Annotated in this window: 16 protein-coding genes; 13 read left to right on the top strand and 3 right to left on the bottom strand. The window is 48.4% G+C overall.

The window, feature by feature from the left end:
* Positions 1–475 precede the first annotated feature (475 nt).
* The 7 genes from ACI48K_RS14385 (at position 476) to ACI48K_RS14355 (ending at position 11,328) form a co-directional block, all read left to right on the top strand.
* A complete protein-coding gene (locus ACI48K_RS14385; protein WP_475028284.1) occupies positions 476–1,999 on the top strand; it encodes a glycoside hydrolase family 43 protein in 1,524 nt (507 codons plus the stop codon).
* Between the two features lie 53 nt (positions 2,000–2,052).
* Positions 2,053–3,624, top strand: a complete 1,572-nt coding sequence (locus ACI48K_RS14380) for a response regulator (RefSeq protein ID WP_475028357.1) — start codon at positions 2,053–2,055, stop codon at positions 3,622–3,624.
* Between the two features lie 348 nt (positions 3,625–3,972).
* Positions 3,973–5,754, top strand: a complete 1,782-nt coding sequence (locus ACI48K_RS14375; protein ID WP_475028283.1) for a sensor histidine kinase — start codon at positions 3,973–3,975, stop codon at positions 5,752–5,754.
* Positions 5,755–5,881: 127 nt separating this feature from the next.
* The gene (locus ACI48K_RS14370) at positions 5,882–6,946 is read left to right on the top strand and encodes an ABC transporter permease (protein WP_475028282.1); all 1,065 of its coding nucleotides are present in this window, start codon (positions 5,882–5,884) and stop codon (positions 6,944–6,946) included.
* 12 nt (positions 6,947–6,958) lie between these two features.
* The gene (locus ACI48K_RS14365) at positions 6,959–7,861 is read left to right on the top strand and encodes a carbohydrate ABC transporter permease (RefSeq protein WP_475028281.1); all 903 of its coding nucleotides are present in this window, start codon (positions 6,959–6,961) and stop codon (positions 7,859–7,861) included.
* A gap of 242 nt (positions 7,862–8,103) precedes the next feature.
* Positions 8,104–9,819 (top strand): ABC transporter substrate-binding protein, encoded by a 1,716-nt coding sequence (locus tag ACI48K_RS14360; RefSeq protein ID WP_475028280.1) that lies wholly within the window; start codon positions 8,104–8,106, stop codon positions 9,817–9,819.
* A 75-nt stretch (positions 9,820–9,894) separates the two neighbouring features.
* Positions 9,895–11,328 (top strand): family 43 glycosylhydrolase, encoded by a 1,434-nt coding sequence (locus ACI48K_RS14355; RefSeq protein ID WP_475028279.1) that lies wholly within the window; start codon positions 9,895–9,897, stop codon positions 11,326–11,328.
* Between the two features lies 1 nt (position 11,329).
* On the opposite strand, the gene ACI48K_RS14350 is transcribed toward ACI48K_RS14355, so the two are convergent.
* Positions 11,330–12,193 (bottom strand): helix-turn-helix domain-containing protein, encoded by an 864-nt coding sequence (locus tag ACI48K_RS14350; protein ID WP_475028278.1) that lies wholly within the window; start codon positions 12,191–12,193, stop codon positions 11,330–11,332.
* 166 nt (positions 12,194–12,359) lie between these two features.
* Here ACI48K_RS14350 and ACI48K_RS14345 point away from each other — a divergent pair, with 166 nt between their 5' ends.
* From ACI48K_RS14345 to ACI48K_RS14325, 5 genes are all read left to right on the top strand, one after another.
* Complete coding sequence (locus tag ACI48K_RS14345; protein WP_475028277.1) at positions 12,360–15,269, top strand: glycoside hydrolase family 3 C-terminal domain-containing protein; 2,910 nt, start codon at positions 12,360–12,362, stop codon at positions 15,267–15,269.
* Between the two features lie 1,501 nt (positions 15,270–16,770).
* A complete protein-coding gene (locus ACI48K_RS14340) occupies positions 16,771–17,358 on the top strand; it encodes a TetR/AcrR family transcriptional regulator (protein WP_475028276.1) in 588 nt (195 codons plus the stop codon).
* A gap of 3 nt (positions 17,359–17,361) precedes the next feature.
* Positions 17,362–17,886: a flavodoxin family protein gene (locus tag ACI48K_RS14335; protein WP_475028275.1), complete on the top strand. Its 525-nt coding sequence runs from the start codon at positions 17,362–17,364 to the stop codon at positions 17,884–17,886.
* Positions 17,883–18,545 (top strand): hypothetical protein, encoded by a 663-nt coding sequence (locus tag ACI48K_RS14330; protein ID WP_475028274.1) that lies wholly within the window; start codon positions 17,883–17,885, stop codon positions 18,543–18,545. Before ACI48K_RS14335 ends, ACI48K_RS14330 begins: the two co-directional genes overlap by 4 nt.
* Before the next feature lie 261 nt (positions 18,546–18,806).
* On the top strand, positions 18,807–19,442 hold the full coding sequence (locus tag ACI48K_RS14325) for an NAD(P)-dependent oxidoreductase (protein ID WP_475028273.1): 636 nt from the start codon (positions 18,807–18,809) through the stop codon (positions 19,440–19,442).
* 157 nt (positions 19,443–19,599) lie between these two features.
* Here ACI48K_RS14325 and ACI48K_RS14320 read toward each other — a convergent pair whose 3' ends face one another.
* Positions 19,600–20,445, bottom strand: coding sequence for an SDR family oxidoreductase (locus ACI48K_RS14320; protein ID WP_475028356.1), 846 nt, complete (start codon positions 20,443–20,445; stop codon positions 19,600–19,602).
* 94 nt (positions 20,446–20,539) lie between these two features.
* On the opposite strand from ACI48K_RS14320, the gene ACI48K_RS14315 reads away from it, so the two are divergent.
* Positions 20,540–20,953 carry a MerR family transcriptional regulator gene (locus ACI48K_RS14315; protein ID WP_475028272.1) on the top strand — a complete coding sequence of 138 codons (414 nt, stop codon included), beginning with the start codon at positions 20,540–20,542 and terminating at the stop codon, positions 20,951–20,953.
* Here ACI48K_RS14315 and ACI48K_RS14310 read toward each other — a convergent pair.
* Positions 20,942–21,895, bottom strand: coding sequence for an AraC family transcriptional regulator (locus ACI48K_RS14310; protein WP_475028271.1), 954 nt, complete (start codon positions 21,893–21,895; stop codon positions 20,942–20,944). The genes ACI48K_RS14315 and ACI48K_RS14310 overlap by 12 nt on opposite strands.
* Between the last annotated feature and the right edge of the window lie 47 nt (positions 21,896–21,942).

The raw sequence follows: 21,942 nt of genomic DNA, 5'->3' as shown, positions 1-21,942 counted from the left end.
AGAGTGTGATGGAATCGTGAAAATCAGCGTTTAATTGGTTATGTTCCAGACGAGCCGCCTTTTCGAGTGAAGCATAAAAAACGATAACATGCTCGTGCCAAAATCGGATACACGGATATTTATGACCAAGTAAAGGCTTTGGAATAGCAACATTTGGGGGGGGAGGAGGAACACCGCAGGACATTTTCCAGAAAACGCAAAAATTGACGGCCTGTGATGAACTCATCATAGGCCCTTTTTTTATTTTATGGAGAAGGTAAATAAAGGTAAGAAATCCTAAGACGCTGACGGATTATCCTGTTTAACCGCATGTAAAAGAACGGATGTCCTTCTTATGCTATTTTTGGACCTTTAAATCAAGGCTTGCGGATCGAGACATCAAATATAATACAGCTGAACGCAGCGCCCCTCTTGAATGATGATGTTTACTCTTAATCTCGTTCTAGTGGGAATTTGAGCATAGGAGAGAAAATGAATGAAATACAACAATCCGATTATTTCCGGCTTTCATCCTGATCCTAGTGCTTGCCGAGTAGGAGAGGACTATTATCTGGTGACGAGCTCATTTGAATACTTTCCGGGTATTCCGATTTTTCATAGCAAGGACTTGGTAAATTGGCGGCAAATCGGACATTGTTTGAATCGGAACAGTCAAATCCAATTAACCAAAGAGGTTCCGAACAGTATGGGCATTTATGCTCCTACCATCCGTTATCATGACGGCTATTTTTACGTCATTACCACCAATGTCACCTATGGCTTGGCCAAAGGCGGCAATTTCGTGGTACGGACAAACGATCCTTACGGGGAATGGTCGGATCCGGTATGGATCGATTTGCCGGGAATAGACCCTTCGCTTTATTTTGGAGAGGATGGCCGGGTTTACTACACGGGTACTTCCGAAAGTATTTATATGTGCGAAATTGATTTGGATACGGGCAGGCTGCTCGGCGATCCTGTGAGCATTTGGAAAGGGACGGGGGCCGCTGATCCCGAGGGACCTCATTTGTACAAAATTGGTGAATACTATTATTTGTTCATCTCGGAGGGCGGAACTTCCCAGGGCCATATGATAACGGGAGCGAGAAGCCAAAACATTTGGGGGCCATATGAGCCTTGTCCAAGAAATCCGGTCCTAAGCAACCGAAGTATGCCTCTGCCTATTAAAGCTACAGGTCATGCGGATTTCATTCAGGATCATAACGGGAACTGGTGGGCGGTTTGTCTCGGAATTCGTCCCGTTCCTTACCCTGACAGACATCATTTAGGCAGAGAAACGTTTCTTGCTCCGGTAAAATGGGATGATGATCTGTGGCCTGTCGTCGGGAACCATGGAACGATTGATATGGAGATGGAGGCGGATTGCCTGCCGGAGGTTAAATTTGCCGAAAGAGAGGTTCGGGATGACTTTGAGGCCAACCGTTTGGACTACTCATGGAACTTTATTTATAACCCTGATCCGGAGCTCTGGTCATTAGACGAACAAAAAGGTTTTTTGACGCTGAGAGGGAACGAAATCAATTTGGACGATAAGGAAACTTCGGCATGGCTGGGCAGAAGACAAGAGCATATGGAGTGTTCCGCACGAACGCTGCTTGAGTTTGACCCGAAAAATGACGGCGAGGAAGCGGGCTTAAGCATTTTTCTAAACTGTGAGCATCATTATGAAATTGCTCTGACTCGGATCGCCGGAAAGAAAAAAATCATTTTTCGCAGACGAATCGGCTCCTTATGGAAGATTGAGCATTGCACCGATTATGAGAACTCCAGCGTTTTGCTGCGATTGGATGCCGACAGCCATACCTACAGCTTCAGTTATTCCGAAGGGGAAGGCAAAGATAACAAAAAAGTTGGTTCGGGAGAGGTTCACTACCTTTCTACCGAGGTTGGCGGAAAATTCACGGGTGTGTATATGGTGCTGTATGCTACCGGCAATGGAAAGAAAAACCTGGAACCGGCATATTTCGATTGGTTTGATTACCGGCCTATTCATAAATAGGATGTAAAATGCTATGGGATTTGGGCCGAAGGGGGGACTCGATTTTGCTGAAGGTGCTGATTGTAGATGACGAACCTAAAGTCCGTGAAGGGTTAATGGCGATGATTCCTTGGGAGTCCTGCGGATTTACAGTAGCGGCTACCGCTTCCAACGGATTTGAAGCTATCGATAAATATGAAGTAATCAAGCCGGATTTGGTGGTTGCGGATATGCGGATGCCGGAAATGGACGGCTTGCAGCTGATTCAAACGTTGCGGGAAAAAGACGAAAAGCTTCGTATCCTGATATTAAGCGGATATGCGGATTTTAGTTATGCCAAGAAAGCGATGGAGCACAAAGCCGATGGTTATTTGCTGAAACCGGTGGATGAGGAAGAGATGGTTTCTTATCTGGAGAAAATTAGGGACGATTATGCGGAGGAGCAGGAAAAGCGGCGATGGGATGATGTATCGGAAAAGTGGACCCGCGACATTTTTGTCCAAACGCTTTTGACCGAGCCGTGGGATGAAGATCGCCAGAGACAGGAAACGACGGCGGAGAGACTTGGCCTGAAATGGATGAATTATCAGGTTATGCTGGTTAATTGCTATATTCCGAGAGGGAACCTAAACGATACCGTTATTTTAGAGGAAGCCCAAAAGCGGATTGGCGATTATTTCGAGCTCTCCGGAAAAGGCGTGCTTTTTACGGTACATTTTCAAGCGGGAATTTTACTGAAATCTCCTGTTCTTGGGGAGCAGATGCGCAGGGAGTTATACGGTGAAATTTCGTCCGTTTTGGAAGGAACCGGCGTGCAGGCGACAGCTGCATTTGGTCCGCTTGTTCGCTCTTTGAGTGAAGTGCCGGTATCCTATGAGGCTGCGCGGGATTTGTTGATGCGTGAATTTTTTATTGGGAAAGATAGCGTTTTAAGTGAAGAGAATGAACAACTTATTCGGTTGCCGGAGGATTCGGTTAAAGAGCCCAAACATCTGGAGGATCAGATGTATTACGCGTTAGATATCGGTAATAAGGGGGCGCTGGAATCGCTGATTCGGTCGGCAGGAGAGTGGCGGGTAGCTTCAGGCGCGGCAGAAGCGGAGGTCAAAAGGTACTTTGCGGAACTGCTGAGCAGCTTGCTGTCCCGGCTGTCTTTGAACCGTTCCATTCCTGGAAGTAAGTTGAAGGATTATACCGATAGGATCGCTCTAATTTACCAGCAGCGGACTTTACTGGATTTGTACAAACATATCGAAGAGCTGCTGGATACTGTCAAAGAATCGCTGAACGTTCGCACGCAAGAACAGAATATGACAGCTCTGCTGGATTTCATTCACCGTAATTTCAACGAAAATTTGAGGCTGGAATCGTTGGCCTCCGTCTATAATTACACCCCTGCATACTTGGGCAAGACGTTCAAAAATACGACCGGCGACCATTTCAATACTTATCTCGATAAAGTGCGGATTGAGCACGCCAAACAATACTTGCGGCAGGGCATGAAGGTATATCAGGTGGCCGAGAAGGTCGGATATACGAGCGTGGATTATTTTCACAGCAAGTTTCGGAAATATGTCGGAACTTCTCCTTCTTTATACCGGAAAAGCAGCGAGCAGCAGCCGGATGAAGGTACAACCATCACTTAAAAATGAAGAGATGCGGCAAAATATTTATGTTGAAACAAAGAGAAGTAACTTGGCAAGAGTGTGAAATGTTCTGGCAGAAGCTAAAAGCTTTCTGAAAGAAAGCTGCATCGGAAGCATAGGCTTCGTTCGCCTTTGTAACCGGATTTTCACTAATTCTGAATTAAATAAATCCATGAAATCCGGGAACAACAGCGATCGAAAGAATATTTCACACGGCTGCCTGTATACGCTCAAACATTAGTTCAACTTATATAGAAACTTAGCTTTGTCGCCGTTTTTTTCATTTTATCGGATGGGCGAGAGAACCTTTCGAACCGTAAGCGTCTCTTTGAAAGCGAGGCCTGAATATTGCTGGATAATTTGCTGCAAAAGACCAATAACCTGAAGCTGAAGCATAAATTCATCGTTTCCTATATTTTGATCGTTATGATTCCAATTCTGATCATAGGCGGAGCAGTCACTTATTATTTCCGGCAGCAGACGTTGGAACGGGCGGTTGAGCAGGCTACAAACAACGTTGCTAAACTTACAATGCAAACGGAAACGATGTTAAAAGTGCCGCTGAGCGTGTCCGATTTGCTAATGCTTGATAATCAGATGAAGACGATCGTCAATACGCGTTATTCGAATATTTGGGAGATAACCAAAGCCTACTTGAATTTTACGGATTTTAAAGAATACAAGAGCCAATACCGGGAAATTTCCGGCATCCGTATTTACTTCGATAACCCGACATTGGCTAACAATCTGGAAATCATCCCCTTGACACCCGCTATGAAAACGGAGGATTGGTACAATCAGGCCATGAGAACCAAAGGGGTTAACTGGCTGTATGTTAAAGGAGAGAACGAGTTGTCGGTGAATCGGTTGTCGCTGGTTCGGCAGGTTTCATTTCAGGATTATCATACCTCGGGCGTACTGATGGTTGCATTGAACCAGTCAGAATTAAACCGGATGCTGATTCAGGAGCCTTTTGAAACGGTTATCGCAGATGAGACCGGCTATGTGGTAGCCGCCAAAAATACGGGCATAGTCGGCAAAAAACTGGACGAAATCGGCTTTGACCGCGATTTTTTGAATCATATGATGAAAGGTACTTATTTGAAAAAAATTAATGGCAACAACACCTATATCATCGTGGATTCGGTATATCCGGACTCCAGTATGAATGGGTTAAAGGTCATTTCCTTGTTTGAAACGCGAAATATTGTAAAGGGAGCCAACAAAGTCAGCTTGATTGGCTTGCTTATGATCGTGATGGTGCTGCTGTTCGCGCTCTTTTTCGTATATACGGTTTCCTTCTTGACTACGAAACGCTTATTGCTGCTTAGCCGGCGGATCAACAAGCTTGCGATGGGGAATTTGAACGTGACTTCCCAAATCGACGGCAGCGATGAAATCGGTCAATTGTCTCGCCAATTTAATTACATGGTGGATAGCATCAGCCGGCTGATGAACCAGGTGGTGGAAAAAACGGAGCAGAACAACCAGCTTGAAATTGCGCAGCGGGAAATCAAGCTGAAGATGATGGCCAGCCAGATCAACCCTCATTTTTTGTTCAACGCGTTGGAATCGATTCGGATGAATGCCTATTTGAAGGGAGAAAAGGAACTCGCCAACATTGTCCGGCTGCTGGGAAAACTGATGCGCAGAAATCTGGAAGTCGGCAGTGAGAACACGACGCTGCAAAGTGAGATGGAAATGGTTTCTTCCTATTTGGAGATTCAAAGATTTCGTTATGAGGACAGGTTGGAGTATGAGCTGAATGTAGCTCCCGAAACGCTGAAACTGCGGCTTCCGGCTCTCATCGTCCAGCCGCTCATTGAGAACGCGGTGGTCCACGGTCTGGAGAATAAAAAAGAAAATGTAAAAGTTACCGTAGATCTTGCCGTTTTGAACAACCATTTTCGAGTCGTTGTAGAGGATAATGGAAGCGGCATGACACCGGAACGGCTGGAAGAAGTGCATGCGTTGATCTCGGGGCCGGAAGTGGAAAACAACCGGATTGGTCTGCGCAACGTTCATCAGCGGTTAATATTGACTTACGGGGTAGACAGCGGTCTGGTCATTGAAAGTGAATACGGGAAAGGAACACGGATGAGTTTTTCGATTCCTCTTGCTTTATTCTAGAGAATCGAAAGACTCTGTTTTTTACGCGGGGCCTAATTTTTATATGTTTTTTCCCCCAATCCGTCGGGTATTTCCAAAAGCGCTTTCAAGCTAGAATTAAGCTATAGAAGAGAGGGGGAGCAAATCAATGGAAACGCTGACAGCTAACGCGGCATCAAGGAATGAAAGCGTATCCTCTGTACCTGCGGAACGGGAAAAAAAGAAAGATTCAGAGTCAAAAAGGTTCCGAAAGCATGCAAATTTATCCGGGAATGAAGGTCGAACCGGATGGCAGCCGAAGAAACATAATGGCTTTTGGCGAAGCCTTATTCAGCAAAGGTATTTATATCTCATGTCCTTACCCTTTGTCATTTGGTTGTTTGTTTTTAACTATCTGCCCCTTTGGGGTTGGACGATGGCTTTTCAAAACTATAAGCCTGCCAAAACCTTCGGCGAACAGAAATGGGTAGGGTTCGATAACTTTGCCAGATTGTTTCAGGATGATCAGTTTTATCTGGTGTTGCGCAACACGCTTGCGATGAGTGTACTAGGGCTGATTTTCGGATTTGTCGTTCCCATTGTTTTTGCGATATTGCTCAATGAAGTTCGTGGCCTGGGATTTAAACGGATAACGCAAACCGTTTCTTATCTGCCGCATTTTGTATCCTGGGTCGTTGTTGCCGGGATCATTACCAATCTCCTTTCCATTGACGGAATTATCAATCATATCTTGGTGTGGCTGCATATTATTGATGCTCCCATTCAATTTATGGCGAAGGGGCATTGGTTTTGGGGGATTGTAACCGCTTCCGATTTATGGAAGGAGACGGGGTGGAACGCCATTATTTATCTGGCCGCCATTACGGGGATTGACAAGGAGCTATATGAAGCTTCACGGGTGGATGGCGCCGGACGATTCAGACAAATTTGGAATATCACCTTGCCGGGTATCCGTTCCACGATTATGGTCTTGTTCATTATGTCGATCGGACATTTGCTTAGCATTGGCTTTGAAAAACAAATGCTCCTTGGCAACAGCTTGGTAACGGACTACTCCCAAGTGCTTGACTTATACGCATTGAACTACGGTATAAAAATCGCTCACTTCTCTTATGGTACGGCGATCAGCATGTTCAACTCGGTTATCAGTATCATCTTGCTCTTTACCGTCAACGGTTTGTTCAAAAAATTCGCGAAAGAAAGCATCATGTAGGAGGTGGGCAGAATGGCAAGCAGCACAGCATTTAATACGACCAAAGGCGAGCGGTTATTTGATGTCATCAACTATATCCTTCTCGGCCTGGTGCTTGTAATAACGCTGTATCCGTTCCTTAACGTGCTGGCGATTTCGTTGAACGATTCAACCGACACGGTCCGGGGCGGTATATATATCTGGCCTAGAGAATTTACGCTGGAAAACTACAAAACCATTTTTGGGTACACTTCATTAATTCAAGGTTTTAAAATTTCAATCCTGCGTACGATCATCGGCACCGTACTTGGATTGCTCAGTTCTTCCATGCTGGCTTACACGCTTAGCCGACCCGATTTCAGAAGCCGCAGATTTGTTTCGGTCTTTCTGGCGATGACGATGTATTTCTCCGGCGGCATGGTTCCCGTCTATATTCTGATGCGTGACTTGCACCTGCTCGGCACCTTCGGTATCTATGTCCTGCCTGGCTTGGTAAGCGCATTTAATGTATTTGTGATCCGCTCTTTCATCGACGGCCTGCCTTATGCTCTTCAGGAATCGGCCAAGCTGGACGGTGCGAACGACTTCGTAATCTACTACAAAATTATCCTGCCGCTTTGCAAACCGGTGCTTGCAACGATCGCTCTGTTCCTGGCGGTAGGCCAGTGGAATTCCTGGTTTGATACGTACCTCTACAATGGGAACAAACTCAGCTTGACCACACTGCAATATGAACTGATGAAAATCTTGGACAGCACGCAGCAGGGGAGCGCGATGACCAATGCCAATGATTTGGCGAACCAGATGGCTCAAATTTCGCCGGAGTCCATTAAAATGGCGATTACCATTGTGGTTACCGTTCCGATTTTGATGGTGTATCCGTTTTTGCAAAAATACTTTGTAGGCGGCATGACCTTAGGTGCGGTGAAAGCTTAATTGGTCTAATCTTGAAAACTTTGATCATGACCGATGAAGCAGGCTTGCTCGGGATAGCTATTTTCCGGAGCAAGCCGCTCTATGACAATAGTAAGAATCATGAATCCCTTAATTGTAAGCGGTGCCAGACTAAGACCGATATACCAGCATGGTTTGGCGGCATCGTGGAATGACTAAGGTATGTCCAGGCATGGCCTGATGTACAGCATAGAATCAATTAACTTTAATAGGGGGAAAGTAGAATGAAATGGAAAAATCCCAAATCGCTTGCTGTTTTTGCTCTAGTTGGCGTACTCTTGCTTAGCGGTTGCGGAGGCAATAACAACAACGCCAGCGACGGTTCTTCCAACAGCGGCAACGCCGCAAGTTCGGCGGATGATACCTCGCCGGTTACCTTCAGTTTCTTCGGCGCCGATGCCAGTCCGAACTGGAATAATATGCAGGATGAAGTGGGAAAAGAAATTACGGCTAAGACAGGCGTAACTCTTGACGCGGAATATGATGTGGGGAGCGGCGGTGGACAAAGTAAAATCGCTTTAATGGCCGCAAGCGGCCAATATCCGGAACTCATTTATGCTAAGGGGGAGCTTGGCAAGCTGGTTGATGCCGGAGCGGTTATAGACTTGACGGATCTTATTGACAAATATGCGCCTCATATTAAAAAGATTATGAGCGAAAACATGAACCGCATGAAATACAGCAATGACGATCCTGCGATTTATTCGATCCCTACCAATATTGGGGTAGGCCAGCAATATTTCGATATCACCAGCGGTTTCGAGGTTCAGCTTCGTGTATTAAAAGAGCTTGGTTATCCGCAAATCAGAACGGTTCAGGATTACGAAAATGTGCTGAAGGAGTATGTAGCCAAACATCCGACAACGGATGGACAGCCTACGATCCCGATGACGCTAAACGCCGATGATTGGAAAATCATGATTACGGTAACCAACCAGGCTACCAACACCACGGGCGGAGAGTACGACGGCGAGTACTACGTAGATCCGAAGTCTTACGATACGATTCTCCATTACAAACGCCCGGAAGAAAGAGAATATTTCCGCTGGTTGAACCATATGTACAATACGGGCTTGCTGGATAAGGATTCCTTTATCCAAAAGGAAGACCAATATAAAGCAAAAATCTCCAGCGGCCGCGTCCTTGGACTTACTTCCGATGAATGGGAATACGCCGACGCGGAAAACGCGCTGAAAACCGCCGGCAAGGAAGATTATACTTACGCTCATTTCCCGGTGACACTGAGTGACCAATATAAGGATCACGCTTTGCAATCCTTCGGCGTTGACGGGTACGGCATCAGCATCACTACCGCATGTAAAGATCCGGTTCGGGCGATCAAATTTATCGATTGGCTGGCGTCCGACGAAGGTCAGGTACTGCGAAACTGGGGAATCGAAGGCAAGCAATACAATGTTGACAACGGACAACGCGTCATTCCGCAAGACATTCAGAACAGAAAAGTGAACGACGCGGCGAATTTCACCAAGGAGACCGGGATTGGCTTGTATAATTTATTGGCTCCTTTCTATGGAGACGGCGTGAAGGATACTACGGGAAATTACTATACAACCAACTTCCCTGAGCAAATCGTCGCCAACTATTCGCAAGCGGAGAAGGACGCATTGGCTGCTTACCATGCCACAACCTGGAAAGATTTGTTCCCTAGCGAAAAGGATTTTCCGGTAAAAGAGTGGGGCGCTTTGTACAATATGCAGGTGCCTACGGATGGAGATTATCAAATCATTTACCAAAAAACGCAGGATATTATCCGCAAACGGATTCCTGAAGCCATTTTGGCGAAAACGGCCGATTTTGACAAAATTTACGACGCGTTTATCGATGACTTGAATAAGGCCGGAGCCGAAAAGATGGAGAAAGAATACACCGAGTTGGTAAAACAAAGAGTTTCGCTGTTTACCGGCAAGGACGTTCAATAGTAAGATACGGTCTTCCGGCAAATTTGCCGGAAGACCTTTCTATGCAAGTTATTCTAATGACTTTTTAAGGAGTTTATGATGCAAATAAGAGGAGATTTGGGCAACGGTATGTTTCAAAATCCGATTTTGGCCGGCGATTATGCGGATCCAAGTGTGGTCAGAGTCGGATCTGATTATTATATGACGCATTCAAGTTTTCAATTTGCGCCGGGATTATTGATTTGGCACTCCAAGGACCTGGTGAACTGGGAGCCGATCGGCAAAGCATTAACTAATTATGTAGGGGATGTCTGGGCGCCTGATTTGATATATTGCGAAGAGCGATTTTATATTTATGTTCCAATCGATGAAGAGATCATGGTGCTTACGGCGCAAAATCCTTCCGGGCCTTGGAGTGGTCCTCAAAAAGTGGGAATTCGAGGGATTGACCCGGGACATGTCATGGATCAAAAAGGGAACCGGTATTTATTTTTTAGCGACGGAAATATGGTGGAACTGGCCGAAGACGGTCTATCGATTGTCGGTTCTCCACGAAAAGTATACGATGGGTGGTCATTTCCGCAGGAATGGATTGTGGAAGGGAATTTTATGGAGTCTCCCAAGCTGACGTTCCGTAACGGTTATTTCTATTTAACAGTGGCGCAGGGAGGGACCTCAGGCCCTTCAACAAGTCATATGGTCGTTTCGGCGAGATCAAGAGATCCCTGGGGCCCCTACGAGAACTCGCCCTTCAATCCCATTATCCGCACGCAAAGCCGGAACGAGCGATGGTGCTCTAAAGGACACGGTTCGTTGGTTGACACCCCCGATGGCGGCTGGTGGATGGTCTATCATGCCTACGAAAAAGAGTATTATACCCTCGGCAGGCAAACGCTTCTCGAACCGCTGGAATGGACGGAAGACGGATGGTTCCGCGTCCCGCCCGACTGCAAGACTGACGCCCCTATTCCAAAGCCGCCGGGGGAAGCCGTTTCGCACGGCCTGATTTACGATGAATTCCAAACGGCGTCCGGTGAGCTGAGTTATCCGTGGAGTTGGTATAAATCAAGCAACGATATTCAATATACCCTGCAGAAAAGAGCGGTGACGATCCAGGCTGCACCCTGGTGCATGCCTTTGGTTTTTATGCCTGAAGACCATTCATATGCGGCACAAGTGGAGATTGAAATTTCCGAAGAATCCGAAGGACAGTTTTTAATGTTTTATAATGAATCGGCTTACAGCGGTTTTGGCATTTCCAAAGACGGCATATACGGCATCCTTCGAGGATGGGAAACGCCTGCCAAGCCTTACCGGCATCGTCGGGTGTTCGTTCGTCTCGAAAATAAGGAGCATGAAGTTGTATTTTATTATAGCGCGGATGGATTGGAATGGAATAAATTTGAACATTCGTTCGAGACTTCCGGCTGGCATCATAATACGCTTGGAGGCTTTCTTGCCTTGCGGATTGCTCTATGGGCGAAGGGGCGCGGCGGGGTAACGTTTAAGAACTTTAACTATCGGGGATGACTTACCGGTTTTTTCGATACGTTTTTGGAGAAATGCCAAAGGCCTTGGTGAACTGGCGAGTAAAATAGTTGCTGTCATTAAATCCGCTCTGATATGAAACTTCCGAAACGGGAAAGTTGGTTGTCTTCAGCAGCCTGCATGCGTGCTCCAGGCGAAGCTGCTGAAGATAGGCGAAGGGCGTCGTTTGATAATACGATTGGAAGATCCGGTTCAAGTGCCGAACGGAAATATTTGATTTGGAGGCAATTTCTTCGCGAGAAAGGGGCTCAAGATAATGATCCTCCATAAAAGAAATCGCTTTTGCCAAATGCATCAGATTGCTTTGGGCACCTTGACGCTCCTGATTCTCATACTGCCTTGATAATTGGACAACAAGCTCCATAAAACGTGAACGCAAAATAGTCTGATATCCCTGAAGCTTGTTCGTGTATTCCTCAATCATGAAGTCAACAACGGACGATACGTAGTCCAGACTTGAAATGGGCAAGCTCATTTTACTCAAGGAATGGTTAATATTGCGGTAATACGGCTCCAATACGAAAAGCGCCTGATATCCATTCGATTTTCTTAACTCGGGACCTGCCGATTCCAGAAACTCGGGCTTATACATGATGTTGCAAATGCGAAACTCATGCGGATCCTTGTAACCATGGGAGGTTGTGCCGTTAATGACAAATACGTCCCCCTTTTTAATGAAGGATTCTTCCGCATTGACGATATGAGTGGCATTCCCATGCAAAACGATAACGAGTTCGGAGAAATCAACATGATGGTGCACATACATGTCTTCCTTATGCCCGCCGTACTCTATATAAAATTTAAACTGCTCATCGGTCGTAAACCAGTTCAAATGAACGCTTCCCAACGGGACTCCCTCCATATCAATGGCTATGATTACTACTTGTCCTAATCATGCTATTTTCGGACTCTAAAATCAAGGCATGGGGACGAAGTTGCAAATTACAATAAGATTCTAAGAAGATGCCCCTCTGAAACATAATGTTTTAAAAAGGCTCAAGGAGTGTGAAAAAATGACTACTTATATGAAAAAATCCCCCTATTGGAACCCTGATCTGCCGCTGGAGGATCGCGTAAACGATTTGATCGCAAGGCTAACGCTGGAAGAAAAAATCGGTTTGATGCCGCAATATCAAATCGCTGTAGATCGGCTTGGCGTTCAAGCTTACAAGCACGGTACCGAGGCGGCTCACGGCATGGCCTGGCTCGGGGAGGCTACGGGCTACCCGCAGCCGATCGGACTGGCTTGCACATGGGACAAGGATCTGTTGAAACGGATCGGCAGCGCGATCGGCGACGAGGCGCGGGGTTTTTACCGGCGGAACCCGGCGCATAACGGTTTGACCCTGTGGGCGCCGACGGTCGACATGGAGCGCGACCCCCGCTGGGGACGAACGGAAGAAGCGTATGGGGAGGATCCCGTGCTTGCCGGCAAGCTAACCGCAGCTCTGGTGCAAGGCATCCAAGGCGACCATCCGTTTTACCTGAAAGCGGTCGCGACGTTGAAGCATTTTATCGGCAACAACAATGAATCGGGCAGGGGCGAAGCTTCTGTCAGCCTGGATCCGCGTAATTTGCGTGAGTATTATCTGAAGGCGTTCGAGATTCCGTTCAAGGAAGGCGGCGCCATGTCGATGATGACCTCGTACAATGCGATTAACGGCGTGCCGGCGAACCTCAACCGCGACGTGATCGATATCGTCAAGCGCGAATGGGGCATGAACGGGTTTGTGGTCAGCGACGCCTTCGACGTAACGGGTACCGTAAGGGATCACCATTACGTGGGGACGTTAAAAGAGGCCGTGGCGCGGTCCATCCGGGAGGGCGGCATCGACAGCATTACGGATGAAGCCGACGTGGTGACGGAGGCGATTCGCCTGGCTCTTGCGGACGGGCTTTTGACGGAAAACGATCTTGATGCCGCGCTGCGCAACACGTTTCGTGTTCGTTTTCGGCTAGGAGAGTTCGATCCGGCCGAGCGGAATCCTTATGCCGTCTTGGACGAGAAGGCCATCCTCCGGCCCGCGCATGCGGAGCTGTCGCGTGAAGCGGCGCAGAAGGCGGTCGTACTGCTCAAGAACGATGGCGGCGTGCTGCCGCTTCAGGCCGAAAAGCTGCGCAAGGTTGCGGTGATTGGCCCTCTCGCGGATATCGTTTACAGCGATTGGTACAGCGGTACATTGCCTTATGCCGTTACCCCGCTGCAGGGAATATGTGAGCGTCTTGCGGCAGCCGGTGCCGATGCAAAGACGGTGGTTGCCGGCGGAAGCGACCGTGTTCGGCTGAAATCGGTTCGCACAGGCCGGTATGTCCAGATCGATGACGGAGCGGTGCTGGCCGCAACCGGCCAATCGGCGGGGGATGGCGAGCTGTTCGAAGTTACGGACTGGGGCTGGGGAAGCCATACGCTAATCGCGGAGAAGAACGGCCTCTATTTGACGACGGACGACAAGACTATTCAGGCGTCGGCAAATCGGATCTGGGAATGGTTTACGAAAGAAGTGTTCATGATCCGGCCGGAGGCTTCCGATCCGTCGCTTTCGACCATTTCAACCTGGAACAACATCCCGGTGACCGTCGATGATCGAACCGGTGTGCTGCTCGCGGGCGACGGCCTTGCGGCCGAGACTGCGAACGCGATAAATGTAGGAGGTGCGACGGAGGTTGCTCGGGCCCATGCTGAAACGGCAGCCGAGGCATTTGAGCTCGAATGCGCCGTCAGCGGCGTGGAAGAGGCCGTCGCGGCGGCAAGCGGCGCGGATGCGGCGATCGTGTTTGTCGGCAACCATCCGCTAATCAACGGCAAAGAGACGACGGATCGCCCCGACATTAAGCTGGCGGCTTCGCAGGAAAAGCTGGCGCTCGAGGTGCTTAAAGCCAACCCGAACACGGTTGTGGTCGTTGTCGGCAGCTATCCTTTTGCCCTGAACGCCTTGCAGGAAAAGGCGCCGGCCATCATATACACGTCCCATGCGGGCCAAGAATTAGGTCATGCCGTTGCCGATGTGCTGTTCGGCGATATCAATCCGGCGGGTCGCGTGAACATGACTTGGTACAAGTCCGTCGATCAGCTGCCGCCTTTCATGGACTACGATATCATTCAAGGCGGCCGCACGTACCAATATTTTGAGGGCACACCGCTTTATCCGTTTGGGCATGGACTTTCTTACAGCGAATTTCGATATGAGGATCTGCAAATGTCCGCAAACCTGCTTGACGCCGGAAGAGACGACGCAGTCGAATTGTCCTGCCGCGTGACCAACGCAAGCGGACGCGCGGGCGAGGAAGTGGTGCAGCTCTATGTTCGGGCAGGGGACTCCCGCGTGAAGCGTCCGCACCTGCAACTGGCCGACTTCGGGCGGATTTCGTTGACGCCGGGAGAAACGGCAGAAGTGACATTTTGTCTGCCGCTCGAATCACTCCGTATCTGGGATGTGACGCGCGAGCGCTTTTGCATCGAAAGCGGTGAATACCATCTCCTTATCGGTTCCTCTTCCGATGATCTGCGTCTGGACGGCCGTATCATGGTTGTCGGCGAGACGATCCCTCCGAGAGACTTGAAAAGGGTAACGCGAGCCGTTAACTACGACGCTTCCGAAGGCATCTATCTCGGCGAGTGCTCCGAGGGAGGCAGCGCGGCCATCGTAAATTCCGGGACAGGCCGGCTTGCCTTCAAAGATGCGGAGCTTGGAGAAGGAATCACGGCCATCGAACTAAGAGCCGCCAGTTCCCGGGAAGCCGCAGTAGAAGTCCGGCTGGACGGGCCGGATGGACCATTGGCCGGCCGATGCATGATTCCGGCCGGCGGCGAGCAGGCCTGGCGAAGCTTCACGTTCGGTTTGACGGCCCCGGTTGGCAGGAGAGATGTGTACCTCATCTTGCAGGGACCGATCTCGCTTAGTTGGTTTAGAATGATGGCTTAAGATTGTCATTCCGAATCGTGGTTCGGGACCGGCATACTTTGATTTCTCGAATAGCAGTATCAAATGGCCTTATTTCACCCCGAGACCGCGTTTTCCTGAAAATAGCGGCACAAAATGGCCCTATTTTCGGCAAAGCGTCCAAAAACAGGGGGGAGAGGGACGCTACTGAAGAAATAAGGCCATAAAACGGCGCTATTCATGCAGAATGAGGCCTCTCTCTCGGAAATAAGGCCAATAAAGGCCGTTATTTTAAGTGTCGGAGGGATGCGGGGGAGGGGACGTCGCTTGACCAGAACAAACCATTTGTTCCGATGTAAATCCTTTAGGTTGATCTGGTAACCTGGTGGCAATCCGGTAGGCGTTTTGCTCTGCTGTTATGGTAATTTTAGAGGGTGTCCCAACAGTCGTCTATGCTGGCTTTGGGGCACTCTTTTTTGGCATTTCAAAATATCGAGACGACAGGACTAGAACCTGTGGCCTCTTGATCCGAATTAAGAGATGCATTCCGCGCATTCAGTGGATGATTCCGGCGGCATGAAAGACGCCCAGGGCCGTGCAATGTTTCCTAAAGGGCGTTTGTTTTTTTATTAAATTAATGTTTACATTGAAAACTATGTTGACACTATAAACATTATCCGCTAATCTCAAAGGGAGGAACATCGGGGAAGAGCGATATCGAAATTTTTATACATATATTTGTTCCATTTAAACCAGACCTGTTGATTAGCTAAAAAGGATAGAAAAAAGGACGCCGATTCGTAAATTGTTTGTACCCCTGTAAACATCCGAAACGATCCACTGTTTTGCAAACGGTATTTCTCCCGTAAGTAAATAAACGGCTGCGTGCCAAGCGGCAGAGTCCACGTTCAATTCCTGCAAAAATACAGGTTTTTTCGGTGAAATGGGCCGATTTTCCAGAAAAACCTGCAAAAGTGCAGGAAAATAGCGGGTTCAGACACCTATGCAAGCGATTATGGCGTGAAAAGATGCAGTTTTGCAGGAATTGTAGTCCTATTGGTGTTGTGAGAAGAAAAAGATGCATTTTTGCGGTTTTTTTGTAACTTCCAGCTCTCCAGCCTTTCCAGCCCGCCCAGTCTTTCAAGTCTTCTAGCGACACGATCGAGCGTGGTGAACGGTTCAAAGCCTGGACACTATCACAAGACCCGATAGCAAAATGAAGTGCTTTTATGTGGGATCAAACAGCATCTGAATGTCACTAAGCTGTTTGGGACAAAGCCTAATGCGGTATACGCCAGTTGTATACGGCCTTGCCTTGCTCGTAAATGTTGCTTAAGCTTTGTTTGAACTGGGGAACTCAGTGGTTCACGTTCCCGCTCTGTTGTCGTTTGACCAATTCGACCGCTTGTTAAGGTGCAAGAATTACTTGTTGAGTGGAAATCGTATTTGTTGAACGGAATCTCATTCCCTAATATTGGTTAATCAACACGCCTGCATTCAAACCAACTTCTAAATCTTTCTATACAATGGGGGCTTATCCAACATGACACGCAAACCTTATCATCACGGGAATCTTGAAGAAACGCTGATTGAGGCGGGAATTGAGATCATTAATAAAGAGGGGGTTGAGCATTTTTCGATCCGCAAGGTTGCTGCGGCCTGTGGAGTCAGCCATGCTGCACCTTACAAGCATTTTGCCGATAAAGACGAACTGCTGCGGGCGATGCAGCGCCATGTTTCGGAAAAGTTCGCTTCAATGCTGGAGGATTCATGGAATAAACATCAAAATGAACCTGGCCGCATGATGGTATTGGGGCAGGATTACATCCGGTTTTTCCAGAAGAATCCGCATTACTTTCGCTTTTATACCACTCAGTACGGCGGAGACGTTGATTTGGGTCAGCTTGATTCCGCAGCCAATAACCGGCCGTTTGAGGTATTCAGGAAAGCCTTTCTGGAGGATGCGCGGGAAAAAGGAATTCCGGAGCATTTGCATCAAAAGCTGCTGCTGGCGAAATGGGCTATGGTCCATGGCATAGCGTCCCTGGCGAATATGCAGGGCATCCAGTTTGACGGGGATTGGAGCGAGCAGGCGGGAGAAATTTTAAAAAATTTGGTATGGAGGGACTAAGGAATGGAACATCTTCGGTCCGGCAGACTGATTATTCACGACCTGGAGGCAGAGGAATGGCGGCGGAAATTTTCGGCGCTTGGAGACAATGCAGCATTTCACGCAAAGGACCAACGAATCACACAATGTGTCGGTTGTTTTGGCTGCTGGGTCAAGACACCGGGGAAATGCGTGCTAAAGGATGAGTTTAATCAAATGGGCGGTTGGTTTGACGAGCCTACGGAGGAAATCGTGTTAATCAGCGAATGCGTGTACGGAGGGTTTAGCTCTTTCGTGAAAAATGTACTCGATCGCAGCATCGGCTTCATGCTTCCTTTTTTCTCGGTCGTCAACGGACAACTTCATCATCGCCCGCGAACCCAAAACCGGCCGCGTATTTCCGTCCATTTTTACGGTCATGACCTTACGCCGGGCGAACGCAAAACGGCGGAAGAGCTGGTGCGCGCCAATGCGCTTAACCTGAACGCCGGCGGTTGCAGCGTCCGCTTTTATCATGATATCGATGAGCTGGAGGGGAGTTTGTTATGAACATTTTGATCGTAAACGGCAGTCCAAAGACAGGGCATAGCAACTCCCAGTATTTTGCCGACGAGGTTGAGGAACTGCTGCCTGGGCAAACCGTATCCCAGATCCGGGTTATGAAAGCCCAAGTTAAAGAAGAAGATTTAGAGAAAATAAGCCGCTCTGAGATTCTGGTGTTGTGTTTCCCGTTATATGTTGACGGCATACCTTCCCATCTGCTGCGGGTGCTGCAGGATTGGGAACTGCTTTTTAAGCGGCAGGCCAATAAACCGCGGGTATTCGCCATCGTAAACAATGGTTTTTTCGAGGGAAAACAGACCCGCCTGGCCCTGGAAATGCTGCAGCATTGGTGCCGCAGAGCAGGTCTTCCTTGGGGGCAAGGAATAGGTGTGGGCGGAGGCGAAATGCTCGGTAATTTAACGTCCGTTCCCTTGGGCGCGGGTCCTAAGAAAAGCCTTGGCAAAGCTTTACATGAATTGGAGCACAACATCCTGAGCCGAAGCGAAGGGGACAACGGTTTTGTAAATCCCAATTTTCCGCGTTTTGCCTTCTTGTACTCGGCCCACTGGTTTTGGGTTCAGCAGGCGAAGAAAAATGGTGTGCGCAGACGCCAGATGTACGCCAAGCCCTGGAACAGCCTTTCCACAAACGAACCGAGCAAATGATAAAAAGACAGGCGGAGCTGAACCAGCTTATCCGCCTGTTTTTTATGTTAACGGTCAATTGCCGGAACTGGTTTCGTATTTAGAAAAAATAAATGGACCATAGGCATGTAGAATTGACCACTGGTCATGATTTTCATATAATTAAAATGCAGCTACAGCACATGCCCAAGACTTCAAAACTTCGAATGATCAAAATCAAGAAGAACTGACAGGTGTCTTTGGTTCATAAAATCCCTAACTTGCCGGGTAAGGAGAGATGAGATGAAAATTGCCATCATTGCTGCCACAGGCCAATCCGGTCGTATGATTTTGAAAGAAGCGCTACAACGGGGAATGGATGTAACGGCGATCGTGCGTAATCCGAAGCGGTTAGAAAATGAGGTCCCCTTTATAAAACGGGATGTTTTTGAAATAACCCGTGAAGATATAGAACCATTCGATGTGTTAGTAAGCGCATTCGGTAACGATGTCCCCAACAATCTCATGCTGCATATAGAAGTGGTCAAACATTATATGACTATACTGAAAAACACACATAAGCGCCTTATTACTGTGGGAGCGGCAGGGCATCTCTATATAAATGAAACGCGGACAAAAAAGCTGTATGACACTCTATGGATGAAATTGATCAGGTTACGCAAGCCTTCTTTGATTTTAGAACAGTCTTATTTAGAGCTTAAAAAAAGTCAGGGATTTTCCTGGACCTACATGGCACCTGCCGTGAACTATTCTTATAACGGACCAAGAACCGGCAAATACCAGATTGGGGCGGATGTCATATTGAAAAACAGCAGAGGGAAGTCGATGATAAGTTATGCAGACTATGCTCTGGCATTGATTGATGAAGTCCGGCAACCTAGGCATCTTGATATGATGTGTACAGTCGCGGGAGTTTGAATGGGGTAGATGGCACTACAATAGATGACAACCGACTTAACTGGTTTTTCCCATATGAAAAGCCCTTGATATATCAAGGGCTTTTTGGCGCTTTTAAATATCGGACGACAGGATTTGCACTTATAACCTCTTGATCCCGAATTAGCACTTTCTTTTTTTATGCAAAATAATGCCCTGCTTCTAGATCGGTGATCAATCCGGGCTGCACCGGTTTCCAGCCCAGAAGCTCCCTTGTGGCCAGACTCGCCTGCGCCGTGTTGTACAGGCCTGCGATGTCGTAGGCCGCAATGGCGCCAAGAAATCCGAAATGGGCTGAAGCTTCTTCAGGTGTGATGCTGGCCGCCGGCACGTTCAGTTGCCGCCCGATGACCTCGGCGATCTCGCGGAGCGGGATACCTTCGTCGCCGGCACCAAGCAGCCGCGAGCCCGCCGGGGCGGATTCCAGCGCCAGACGGTACAGAACCGCCGCATCCAGGCGGTGAACCGCCGGCCATCGGTTCGTTCCGTCGCCGATGTAGGCGGCGAAGCCCTTCGCCCGGGCGATGTTGATCATCATCGGCACAAAGCCCCTATCGCCTTCGCCGTGCACGGACGGTGCAAGCGTGACGATGGCGGCCCGAACACCCCGTTCTGCCATGGCGAGCACCGTATTGTCCACGGTATGTCCGTTTGCGTGAGCCGTGGTAATAAACGGCTTCCCGGAGCCTTCGAGCGCCGCCCCCATGGCTTCAATTGCCCGCAAATCCAGGGCGAGCGCACCTTCAAAGTCGGAAAAATCATTGGTAAAGGCCAGATGAATCACGCCGTCCGCAGCCGTTGCGCCGCTGCGCAGAGTATCAAGATCCTCCAGCGTGCCGTACAGCGCTTCGGCTCCCGCCGCCTTTAAGCCCGCGGCTTTCTCTTCAGAACGGCAAAATCCTGTCACGGTATGTCCCGCGCCGATCAGTTCCCGGACGACCGCGGAACCAATATATCCTGTTGCTCCTGTAACAAAAACATGCATCATGACATCCTCCTTCATAAGTTGACTGCTTGAACACGCTAAGTATAAACTATGAAGTGAACTCTAGGGCAAGCGCCCCAAAGGAGAAATGATGATGAAAATTCAGGAACTGGCGAACAGGATGGGATTAACGATCCATACGATCCGTTTTTATGAAAAGGAAGGCCTGCTGGATGACCGGCATGTCCGCCGAGAAAGCAACAATTACCGCAACTATTCGGAGGAGGCTGTCGAACGGTTGAAGCTCATCAAGAAGTTCCAGTCCATCGGCTGTTCGCTGGCCGAACTGAAGGAAGCTCTGCGGGACCACGACGCCAATGCGAGCACCAACCTGGAAATTATCGATTGGATTCGCGGCAAGAAAAAGGAGATTGAACGCAAGAAAGAAGAATACGACCAAATGCTGGACACCCTCAACAAAATGCTGGAGTATCGGATTTTGCTCATGGACGATCCGCAAAAAGCTCAAGAGATGTTAAAGGCTTGGCATGCCGGTTCATCCGATTGAGTGCTTTGGAGCTTTTTCATGAGTTTTGGGGTTTTGAATTTCTTTAATATCCTTCAGAGGCGACAAACCAAAAAGCCTCTTATATTCCCGATTGAATTGCGAGGGACTTTCATAGCCGACTTCCAGTGCAGCGGTGGTAACATCCATAGAGCCGCTTAACATCATTCGTCTTGCTTCCTGAAGGCGAAGCTGCTTCTGATACTGCAGCGGCCCCATCGACGTGATGACCTTAAACTTATGCTGAAGTCCCGAAACGCTCATGTTCGTATAGCCGGCAAGCTCGCTGGCTGTAAAGGAACGCGAATAATTCTCCCTGATCCAGGCAATCGCTTTTCCGATACCTTCGGCCTGTTGGTCAAAGAGCACTTGCTGGAAAAACAAATGCCCGTAATCGCCAGACAATAATTTAAAAATCATTTCAGTCTTGATTAGAGCGGATAGATAACGAGCTCTTTCGGGTTCGTCAATCAGCTTCAGAAGCCTGATAAACAAATCAAGAAAATCGGCATCGGATTTACCGATGAAGGCCCCGGCGTTCAATTTCTTTGCCTTGGGTTTAATTTTGATTTCCGCCTCCGTCATTACGGAAGCGATCTCCTGTGTTGTAAAATCGATGCGCAGACCAATAAATGGAGACTCCTTGGAAGCTCGGACGACTTGCGTAGTTCCGGGCAGATCAATCACAGCGGCTGAGAATTCGCCCGGGTGCGCATAGAACAAGTTTTGGCCAAAATGGAATTTCTTCGTTCCTTGAAGAAACAGACAAAAAGAAGGCGTCAATACGCAGGGAATCGGCGGTCTTTCATGACTGTGCCGGTCGATGGTAAGATACGGAATGACAGTCTTCGTGCTTCCATCTGCATTCGTCATTTTCTCGGTCATATCAATAAGACGGTCCAGAATTCTTTGAAGGTTTGAGCTGTTTTTTTCTTCTGTTTTCATTGGGGGCATAAGCACTCCTTCCCGACATGATTGTTCAATTGTAAAGT

The sequence above is a fragment of the Paenibacillus terrisolis genome (assembly GCF_056171975.1).
This window is presented reverse-complemented; position numbering and strand designations above follow the sequence as displayed.